Below are 8,435 nucleotides of genomic sequence, written 5' to 3'. Positions count from 1 at the left end.
GTCCGCGTATCCGCGCGGGTGACTCCGAGGTCAGGCTCCGGCCGCCGCGAGGGCCGCACGGCCCGCGACGATCACGCGGGTGTGCTCGGCGACGCGCCGGCCCAGGTGCTCGGCGGTGGCGATGTCGGACTTGTGGACGGCGTCCGGGCCCTCGTCGTTGTTGGTCTGGGCGGCCGCGCCGGTGGAGAAGCCGAGGCGGTTGAGGTCGGACTCGGCACCACCGCTGTGGTTCCAGCCCGGCTTCAGGCCCAGGCTGACCCAGCTCATGCCGTGCTGCGCGGCCAGGACCTGGAAGAACTGCAGGGTGTTCAGCTTGTCGCCGGCCTTGGAGCCCGAGTTGGTGAAGCCGGCCGCGACCTTGTCCTGCCAGACGTCGCCGAACCAGCGCTTCGAGGAGGCCTCGGCGAAGACGTGGAAGGCACCCGACGCCGTGCCCATGTAGGTCGGCGAGCCGAAGATGATCGCGTCCGACTCGTCCAGCAGCGCCCATTCGGCGTCGGTGATCTCGTCGACCTTGATCAGGTGCACCGTGGCGCCCGTGTCGGCGGCGCCGGCCCGTACGGCCTCGGCGACCACGGCGGTGTGCCCGTAGCCGGAGTGGTAGGCGACGGAGACGACGGGGGTGTGGGTGTTCGCGGACATGACTGTTCTCCTCGAAAACGTCGGGCGGCGCAGTGCGACCGGGGCGCAGGACTGCGCTGCGACCAGAGAAGCACTAACTTTTGGAAAGCGCAAGCAGACAGTTAGCGCACTCCAGGAGTACGCTAGTTTTCATGGAGAACCCCGCCTGTACCGAAGCCGTCACGGCCGACCTGCCGTTCGACGTCTTCGCGCGCGCCTGCCCCTCGCGCGAAACCCTGGAACACGTCACCGGCCGATGGGGCAGCCTCACCGTGGGCGCACTGCGCGAGGGCCCCTGCCGGTTCAACGAGCTGCGCCGCCGGATCGACGGCGTGAGCGAGAAGATGCTCTCCCAGACGCTGCACGCCCTGGAGCGGGACGGGATCGTGCTGCGCGAGGCGCAGCCGACCAACCCGCCCCGCGTCGACTACGAGCTGACCCCCCTGGGGCGGGAGGTCGCCGACCGCCTGCGCGCCCTGATCCAGCTGCTGGAGGGCAGCATGGACGAGGTGCTCGCTTCCCGGGAGGCCTACGACGCGGCGCGCGGCGGCCGCTGACAGCGGGGGCAGAAGTAGCTGGACCGGTTCATCCAGGCCCGGCGGCGCATCGGGGTGCCGCAGCGGCGGCAGGGCTCCCCCTCGCGCCCGTAGGCGTCGAGCGACCGGTCGAAGTAGCCGGACTCGCCGTTCACGTTGACGTACAGGCTGTCGAAGCTGGTCCCGCCGACGGCGAGCGCGGCGTTCATGACCTCCCGCACGTGCGTGAGGAGTTCCGCGCTCCGGGGGCGGGTGAGGGTCGCGGTGGGGCGCTCGTAGTGCAGTCTGGCGCGCCACAGCGCCTCGTCGGCGTAGATGTTGCCGACCCCGCTGATCAGCGACTGGTCCAGCAGCGCCCGCTTGACGGTGGTGCGCTTGGCGCGCAGCGCCAGGTGGTAGGCCCCTTCGTCGAAGAGGGGGTCCAGCGGGTCGCGGGCGATGTGCGCGATCACGTCCGGCAGTCCCTCGGCGCTGCCGGGGACGGTCTCGTGGAGCGAGAGCCCGCCGAAGGTGCGCTGGTCGACGAAGCGCAGTTCGGTGCCCGTGTCGTCGGCGAAGCGGAGCCTGATCCGCAGGTGCTTCTCGTCGGGGGCGTCGGCCGGCTGCACCAGCAGCTGCCCGCTCATCCCGAGGTGGCCGAGGACGGACAGGTCCCGGCCCTCCAGCGGCAGCCACAGGTACTTCCCGCGCCGCCGCGGCACCCCGATGGTCTGCCCCGCCAGGCGCGCCGCGAAGTCGGGGCCGCCCGCCAGGTGACGGCGTACGGCCCGGGGGTGCAGCACCTCCACCGCCGCGACGGTCCGCCCGGCCACCCACCGCTCCAGGCCGCGCCGCACGACTTCCACCTCGGGCAGCTCGGGCATGGTGTTCCTCCTGGAGGGGGCGCGGCGTCGAACAGGAAACCCCGCCGCACCGGGGTGCGACGGGGTCACTGTAGAAGAAGGCGGTCAGGCGTCCGGCGCCGGGTCGGCGGGCGTCGGCGCCCCGTCGCCCTGTGCCGGAGCGGCGGCGGCAGCGGCTTCCGCCGCCTTGCGCTCGTCCGCCGCGGTGCGGATGCCGCGCCAGGCGGACTCCGCGGCCTGCTGCTCCGCCTCCTTCTTGCTGCGGCCGGTACCGGTGCCGTACGAGACACCACCGACGCGGGCGGCAGCTGTGAAGGTCTTCTCGTGGTCCGGTCCCGTCTCGGTGACCAGGTATTCCGGTACGCCGAGACCCTCGGCCGCCGTGAGCTCCTGGAGACTGGTCTTCCAGTCCAGGCCGGCACCGAGGTTGGAGGACTTCTCGATGAGCGGGTCGAAGAGCCGGTGGACCAGCTCCGAGGCCGCGTCGAGGCCCTGATCGAGATAGACCGCGCCGATCACCGCTTCGAGGGTGTCGGCGAGGATGGAGGCCTTGTCCCGGCCGCCCGTGCCCTCTTCGCCCCGGCCGAGCCGGATGAAGGAGCCGAGTTCGAGGCCGCGCCCGACCTCCGCCAGCGCACGAGAGTTGACCACCGCGGCCCGCAGTTTGGCCAGCTGGCCTTCCGGCAGGTCGGGGTGGGTGGTGTACAGCGTGTCCGTGACCACCAGGCCGAGCACGGAGTCCCCGAGGAACTCCAGGCGTTCGTTGGTGGGCAGACCGCCGTTCTCGTACGCGTACGAACGGTGGGTCAGCGCACGCACCAGAAGGGCGGACTCGAGTTGATACCCGAGCCGCCCTTCCAGAAGCGTGTGGGACGAGGCCGCGTTGTTACTGTCTGCCTGCTTCTCAGCGTTGGACAGCTCAGACATTGCGCCTCTCACCAGCCGCTCAGACCTCGAGGACCTGGCGCTTGTTGTAGGTGCCGCAGCTCGGGCACGCGATGTGCTGGAGCTTCGGCTCCTGGCAACGCTCACACGAAACCAGGGTGGGGACCGCAGCCTTCCACTGCGACCGGCGGTGGCGCGTGTTGCTGCGCGACATCTTCCGCTTCGGAACAGCCACGGCTACTTCTCCTGCTTCTCGGCGGCGCTCTGAACTCCGTCAGACGCAGTGCCGCTCATGTTGTCCTTCTCATCGCCCTGATCGGTGACGAGTCCCTGCAATGCCGCCCAACGGATGTCGACGGCGTCGTGGTGGTGCTCCGGGTCGTCGTTCAGGCTGAGCCCGCAATCGGGGCACAGTCCGAGACAGTCCTCCCGGCACACCGGCTGCATGGGCAGTGCGAGCACCACCACATCGCGCAGCACGGGTTCGAGGTCGAACAAGCCGTCCTCGAGGAGGAGCATGTCCTCGTCGTCCTCGGCGTCGTCGGCCGGCTCCGCCTTGGGGCGGCCCCGGTCGTCGGCGTCAGGGTACGAGAACATCTCCTGGAAGTCCGCCTTGAGCTCGCGCTCGACGGTCTCCAGACACCTTACGCACTCCCCCGTCGCCGATGCACGGACGGTGCCTGTGACAAGCACCCCTTCCATGACCGACTCGAGGCGGAGGTTGAGCTTCAGCGGCGCGCCTTCCGGCACTCCGATGACGTCGACGAGACCGAAGTCCGCCGGTGCCGGGATCTCGCGGGACAGCCGCTGCATGGCACCAGGACGCCGACCCAGCTCGTGCGTGTCGAACACGAGGGGGTTGCGGTGGTCAAGGCGGGTGTTCAGGGCCGTTCCTGCTTTCACAGATCGCTGAAGATCAAGAATTCCGCCGCTCACGGGCAGCATGGATCGCGACGCATACGCGCGACCGAAGAGCCAGGATACCCGGCGCTTCGCTCTGAGCCCAATCCGGGCTCAGCGCCCCTCGCCTCCACCGTAGCTGCGCACGGGAGGTACCCCCGGGTGCACCTGCGCCAGGTTGATCATGCTCGTGTCGAAGAGGCTGGTCTCGTCGAGCGCCGGCTGCTGGGGGTGCTGAGGCTGCTGGGGCTGCTGCGGCTGCTGGTAGAAGGCGTACGGGTCGGGCTGCTGCTGGTATCCGCCGTACGGGTCCGGCTGCTGCGGGTAGGCCGCGTAGGGGTCCTGGTACGCGTAGCCGTCCTGCTGGGGGTGGGCTGCGGGCTGCGCGGGGTACGCCGCCGCGTACCCGTCGTACACCGGCTCCGGCCGGGCGGGCAGCGGCGGCGGCACGGGGCCCGGGTCCGCCAGGCCGGCCAGGAACTCCGCGTCGCTCGCCGGGCGGGCCCCCTGGGCCCCGGCGGCGTCCTGGGCGGCCATGTGGGCGCCGAGGTCGTCCGCGGGCGCCCGGCCCAACAGCTTCTGGCGGCCCCGGCCGACGGCCTCCAGGGTCTTGGAGAGCACCGCCTCGAAGGTGGCGAGCTTCTGGTCCACGTACGCGTCCGCCTGCTCGCGCCGGGTCTCCGGGTCGGGGCTGGGCTCGGGGGCGCCGCTGTCGTCCCGGCCGTGCTCGTCCGTGCCGGGTCCGCGGCCGAGCAGCTTCTCCCGGCCGCGGTCCACCGAGCCGATGGTCTTGCTGAGCACGACCTCGAAGTTGGCGAGCTTGCTGTCGACGTAGTCGTCGGCCTCGGCCCGGATCTCGGCGGCCTCCCGGCGGGCCTCGGCCAGGATCCGGTCCGCCTCGCCCTGCGAGCGGCGGGCGATCTCGGTGCCGGAGATCAGCGAGCCCCGCTCGGCGTGCGCGGACTCGATGATGCGCTGCGCCTCCCGGCGGGCTTCGTCGACCAGCTGTTCGCGCCCGCCGATGAGCTCCCGGGCCTGGGCGAGCGAGCCGGGCAGGGCCTCCCGCAGCTCTTCGAGCCGGGCGAGGAGTTCCGCACGGTTGATCACGCAGGAGGCGGACATCGGCATGGTGCGGGCTCCGCCCACGGCCGCGACGATCTCGTCCAGCTTCTTCTGTACGTCCATGGGGGGCTCGCGCTCTCTCGGCCTAGGACTGACGAGAGACGACTGTAGGGCCCCCGGACGGACCCGCGGGACGGGCCGGGGAAGACCGGCCCGTCCGGCGCCGGGTCACTTCGCGCGCAGCCGTTCGACCAGTGCCGCGTGGACGTGCGCGGGGAGCAGGTGGGCCACGTCGCCGCCCCAGGTGGCGACCTCCTTGACCAGGGAGGACGACAGGAAGCTGTAGGTCGGGATGGTCGGGACGAACAGCGTTTCGACGCCCGACAGTCCCATGTTCATCTGGGCCATCTGGAGCTCGTAGTCGAAGTCGCTGACCGCGCGCAGGCCCTTGACGATGGCCGGGATGTCGCGCTGCTTGCAGAAGTCGACGAGCAGGCCGTGGAAGGACTCGACCTCGACGTTGCCGTAGTCGGCGGTCGCCTCGCGGATCATCTCGATCCGCTCCTCGATGGTGAACAGGCCCTGCTTGGACTTGTTGATCATCACGGCGACGTGCACGACGTCGTACAGCCTGGCGGCGCGTCCGATGACGTCGAGGTGTCCGTTGTGGATGGGGTCGAAGGATCCCGGACAGACGGCGCGGCGCAACTGAGCTCCCTCGTTCATGAGTCTTCGCTGGTGAAGGCGGCGCGACCGTACCAAAGGGTGCCTTCGCCGTACTTGCGCGAACGCAGCGGCTCGAACCCCTCCGGCCACGGGAACGGTCCGCTCCTCGTGCTGCGCTCCACCGTGACGAGCGCGTCGCCCGTGAGCCAGCCATTGGCGCGGAGTGTGAGGAGGATCTCGCCGAGATCGGCGTGCTCCACGGCGTACGGCGGGTCCAGGAAGACGATGTCGTACGGGTCCCCGGATGCGGCGGCGGCCACGATCTGCTCGGCCTTGCCGGCCCGGAATTCGGCGCCGGGCAGGCCCAGGGCCTTGATGTTGTCCCGGATGGCCTTGGCGGCCTTGGCGTCGGCCTCCACCAGCAGGGTGTGGGCGGCGCCCCGGGAGAGGGCCTCCAGGCCGACGGCGCCGGAGCCGCCGTAGAGGTCGAGGACGCGGGAGCCGTCGACGCCGTGCAGGGACTCCCAGGTGGAGAAGAGCCCTTCGCGCATCCGGTCGGAGGTCGGGCGGGTACCGGTACCGGGCGGCACGGCCAGCCGCCGCCCGCCGGCGGTGCCGGCGATCACGCGGGTCATCTGGGGTCCTTCGCTGGGGCGGTCGGGGGAGGCCCTGGCCTCCGTTCTGGCCTCCAACGATAGGTCGTGCGCCTCAGCCCTTCTCCAGGTACTGCTCCCGCTCGGCGTCCAGCAGCGCGTCCAGCGCGGTGCGCAGCCCGGGCAGGTGCTCCAGCTCGGGGTCGGCGGCGACGACGCGGGTGGCCTCCTCCCGGGCCTGGGCGATGACCTCCTCGTCGTCGATGACGGCGAGCATGCGCAGCGAGGAGCGGACGCCGGACTGGGCCTGGCCGAGCACGTCGCCCTCGCGGCGCTGTTCCAGGTCGATCCGGGAGAGCTCGAAGCCGTCGAGGGTGGCGGCGACGGCGGCGAGCCGGGCCCGGGCGGGACTGGCCTCGTGCATCTCGCTGACCAGCAGGCACAGGCCCGGGGCGGAGCCGCGGCCGACGCGTCCGCGCAGCTGGTGGAGCTGGGAGACGCCGAAGCGGTCCGCGTCCATGATCACCATGACGGTGGAGTTGGGGACGTTCACGCCGACCTCGATGACGGTGGTGGCGACCAGCACCTTGACCTCTCCGGCGGCGAAGCGGCGCATCACGTCGTCCTTGTCGGCGGGGTCCATCCGCCCGTGCAGGACCTCGACGGACAGCCCGGCGAGGGGGCCCCGGGTGAGCTGCTCGGCGATCTCCAGCACGGCCAGCGGCGGCCGCTTCTCGGCCTCGTCCTCGGCGGAGGCCTTCTTCTTGTTCTTGGGATCGTCCTCACCGTCGCCGATGCGCGGGCAGACCACGTACGCCTGGTGGCCGTTCTCCACCTCTTCGCGGACCCGCTCCCAGGCCCGGGAGAGGAAGTGCGGCTTGTCCCTGGCGGGGACCACGTGGGTGGCGATCGGGGAGCGGCCGGCGGGCAGCTGGTCGAGGACGGAGGTCTCCAGGTCGCCGAAGACGGTCATGGCGACGGTGCGCGGGATCGGGGTGGCGGTCATGACGAGCAGGTGCGGGGGCTGCTTCCCCTTGGAGCGCAGGGCGTCGCGCTGTTCGACGCCGAAGCGGTGCTGCTCGTCGACGACGACCAGGCCGAGGTCGTGGAACTGCACCTTGTCCTCGATCAGGGCGTGGGTGCCGATGACGAGGCCGGCCTCGCCGGTGACCAGGTCGAGCAGGGCCTGGCGGCGGGCGGCGGTGCCCATGGAGCCGGTGAGCAGGACCACCTTGGTGCCCTGGTCGGAGCCGCCGAGCATGCCGCCCTCGGCGAGTTCGCCCATCATCTCGGTGATCGACCGGTGGTGCTGCTGGGCGAGCACCTCGGTGGGCGCGAGCATCGCGGCCTGCCCGCCGGAGTCGACGACGGCGAGCATGGCGCGCAGGGCGACCAGCGTCTTGCCCGAGCCGACCTCGCCCTGGAGGAGGCGGTGCATGGGGTGGCTGGTGGCGAGGTCGTCGAAGATCTCCTTCGAGACCTTCTGCTGGCCGTCGGTGAGGGTGAAGGGCAGTTTGGCGTCGAGGGCGTCGAGGAGGCCGCCGGGGGTGGCGCGGCGGGCGACGGCGGGCAGCTGGGAGTCGGCGTGGCGGCGGCGGGCCAGGGCGACCTGGAGGACGAAGGCCTCGTCCCACTTCAGGCGCTGGCGGGCGTCCTCGATGTCGGCCTTGGTGGCGGGGCGGTGGATCTTGAGGAGCGCCTCGGTGAGCGGGACGAGTCCGCGGCCCTCGCGCAGGGCGGGCGGGAGCGGGTCCACGGCCTCCTGGGCGCGGGGCAGTACCGCGTCCACGCACTTGGCGATCTTCCAGGACTCCAGCTTGGCGCAGGCCGGGTAGATGGGGATCAGCTGGTTGGCGAAGGCGGTGGCGGCGTCGCGGTCGGAGGCGTCGGCGCCGAGGGGCTCGTACGCCGGGTGCGCGAGCTGGAGCTTGTGGTTGAAGCGGGAGACCTTGCCGGCGAACATGGCGCGGCTGCCGGGCAGCAGCTCCTTGTGCGGCTTGTGGACGCCGGCGCCGAAGAAGACCAGCTGGAGGCGGCCGCTGCCGTCGGTGATGGTGACTTCGAGGCGCTTCCCGCCGCCGCGGCTGCCGTGGTAGGTCAGCAGGCGGGCGTCGGCGACCTGGGCGACGACGGTGACGTGCTCGTCGAGCTGGTCGGCGAGGTCCGCCAGCGAGGTCAGCTCGCCGCGCTCGGCGTAGCGCCGGGGGTAGTGGTGGAGCAGGTCCAGGGCCGTGTGCAGGCCGAGCTGCTCGGCCAGCACCTTGGCGGTGGCGGGTCCGAGGGTCTTCTTGAGGTCTTCGTCGAGCGCGGGCACGTGTTCCATTGCACAC

General features: G+C 71.4%; 10 protein-coding genes. 1 reads left to right on the top strand and 9 read right to left on the bottom strand.

Annotated elements, in window-relative coordinates; translation table 11 throughout:
- Nucleotides 1-30 precede the first annotated feature (30 nt).
- The gene (locus SSNG_RS25560; RefSeq protein WP_007266805.1) at nt 31-642 is read right to left on the bottom strand and encodes a flavodoxin family protein; all 612 of its coding nucleotides are present in this window, start codon (nt 640-642) and stop codon (nt 31-33) included.
- A gap of 131 nt (nt 643-773) precedes the next feature.
- Between SSNG_RS25560 and SSNG_RS25555 the strand changes: the two genes are divergently transcribed.
- Complete coding sequence (locus SSNG_RS25555) at nt 774-1,178, top strand: helix-turn-helix domain-containing protein (protein ID WP_007266804.1); 405 nt, start codon at nt 774-776, stop codon at nt 1,176-1,178.
- Here SSNG_RS25555 and mutM read toward each other — a convergent pair.
- The 8 genes from mutM to recG form a co-directional block, all read right to left on the bottom strand.
- Nucleotides 1,151-2,020: a bifunctional DNA-formamidopyrimidine glycosylase/DNA-(apurinic or apyrimidinic site) lyase gene (gene mutM, locus SSNG_RS25550; protein WP_007266803.1), complete on the bottom strand. Its 870-nt coding sequence runs from the start codon at nt 2,018-2,020 to the stop codon at nt 1,151-1,153. The genes SSNG_RS25555 and mutM overlap by 28 nt on opposite strands.
- Nucleotides 2,021-2,104: 84 nt before the next feature.
- Nucleotides 2,105-2,926: a ribonuclease III gene (rnc, locus tag SSNG_RS25545; RefSeq protein WP_007266802.1), complete on the bottom strand. Its 822-nt coding sequence runs from the start codon at nt 2,924-2,926 to the stop codon at nt 2,105-2,107.
- 19 nt (nt 2,927-2,945) lie between these two features.
- Nucleotides 2,946-3,119 (bottom strand): 50S ribosomal protein L32, encoded by a 174-nt coding sequence (rpmF, locus tag SSNG_RS25540; RefSeq protein ID WP_003965982.1) that lies wholly within the window; start codon nt 3,117-3,119, stop codon nt 2,946-2,948.
- 2 nt (nt 3,120-3,121) lie between these two features.
- A complete protein-coding gene (locus SSNG_RS25535; protein WP_241695117.1) occupies nt 3,122-3,820 on the bottom strand; it encodes a DUF177 domain-containing protein in 699 nt (232 codons plus the stop codon).
- A gap of 78 nt (nt 3,821-3,898) precedes the next feature.
- Nucleotides 3,899-4,969 (bottom strand): hypothetical protein, encoded by a 1,071-nt coding sequence (locus SSNG_RS25530; RefSeq protein WP_007266800.1) that lies wholly within the window; start codon nt 4,967-4,969, stop codon nt 3,899-3,901.
- Between the two features lie 105 nt (nt 4,970-5,074).
- The gene (coaD, locus tag SSNG_RS25525; RefSeq protein ID WP_042801881.1) at nt 5,075-5,554 is read right to left on the bottom strand and encodes a pantetheine-phosphate adenylyltransferase; all 480 of its coding nucleotides are present in this window, start codon (nt 5,552-5,554) and stop codon (nt 5,075-5,077) included.
- 14 nt (nt 5,555-5,568) lie between these two features.
- On the bottom strand, nt 5,569-6,147 hold the full coding sequence (gene rsmD / locus SSNG_RS25520) for a 16S rRNA (guanine(966)-N(2))-methyltransferase RsmD (protein WP_007266798.1): 579 nt from the start codon (nt 6,145-6,147) through the stop codon (nt 5,569-5,571).
- A 73-nt stretch (nt 6,148-6,220) separates the two neighbouring features.
- A complete protein-coding gene (gene recG / locus SSNG_RS25515) occupies nt 6,221-8,428 on the bottom strand; it encodes an ATP-dependent DNA helicase RecG (RefSeq protein ID WP_007266797.1) in 2,208 nt (735 codons plus the stop codon).
- Nucleotides 8,429-8,435 lie beyond the last annotated feature (7 nt).

Origin of the sequence: Streptomyces sp. C, from assembly GCF_000158895.1 — a bacterium.
GTDB lineage: Bacteria > Actinomycetota > Actinomycetes > Streptomycetales > Streptomycetaceae > Streptomyces > Streptomyces racemochromogenes.
Note: the sequence above shows the minus strand (reverse complement) of the source record. Positions and strands in the feature narration are given on the sequence as shown.

Excerpts from the sequence above, each read along its gene's own strand:
- SSNG_RS25560 (WP_007266805.1), bottom strand. The coding sequence starts at position 642 with ATGTCCGCGAACACCCACACCCCCGTCGTCTCCGTCGCCTACCACTCC.
- SSNG_RS25555 (WP_007266804.1), top strand. The coding sequence starts at position 774 with ATGGAGAACCCCGCCTGTACCGAAGCCGTCACGGCCGACCTGCCGTTC.
- mutM (WP_007266803.1), bottom strand. The coding sequence starts at position 2,020 with ATGCCCGAGCTGCCCGAGGTGGAAGTCGTGCGGCGCGGCCTGGAGCGG.
- rnc (WP_007266802.1), bottom strand. The coding sequence starts at position 2,926 with ATGTCTGAGCTGTCCAACGCTGAGAAGCAGGCAGACAGTAACAACGCG.
- SSNG_RS25530 (WP_007266800.1), bottom strand. The coding sequence starts at position 4,969 with ATGGACGTACAGAAGAAGCTGGACGAGATCGTCGCGGCCGTGGGCGGA.
- rsmD (WP_007266798.1), bottom strand. The coding sequence starts at position 6,147 with ATGACCCGCGTGATCGCCGGCACCGCCGGCGGGCGGCGGCTGGCCGTG.
- recG (WP_007266797.1), bottom strand. The coding sequence starts at position 8,428 with ATGGAACACGTGCCCGCGCTCGACGAAGACCTCAAGAAGACCCTCGGA.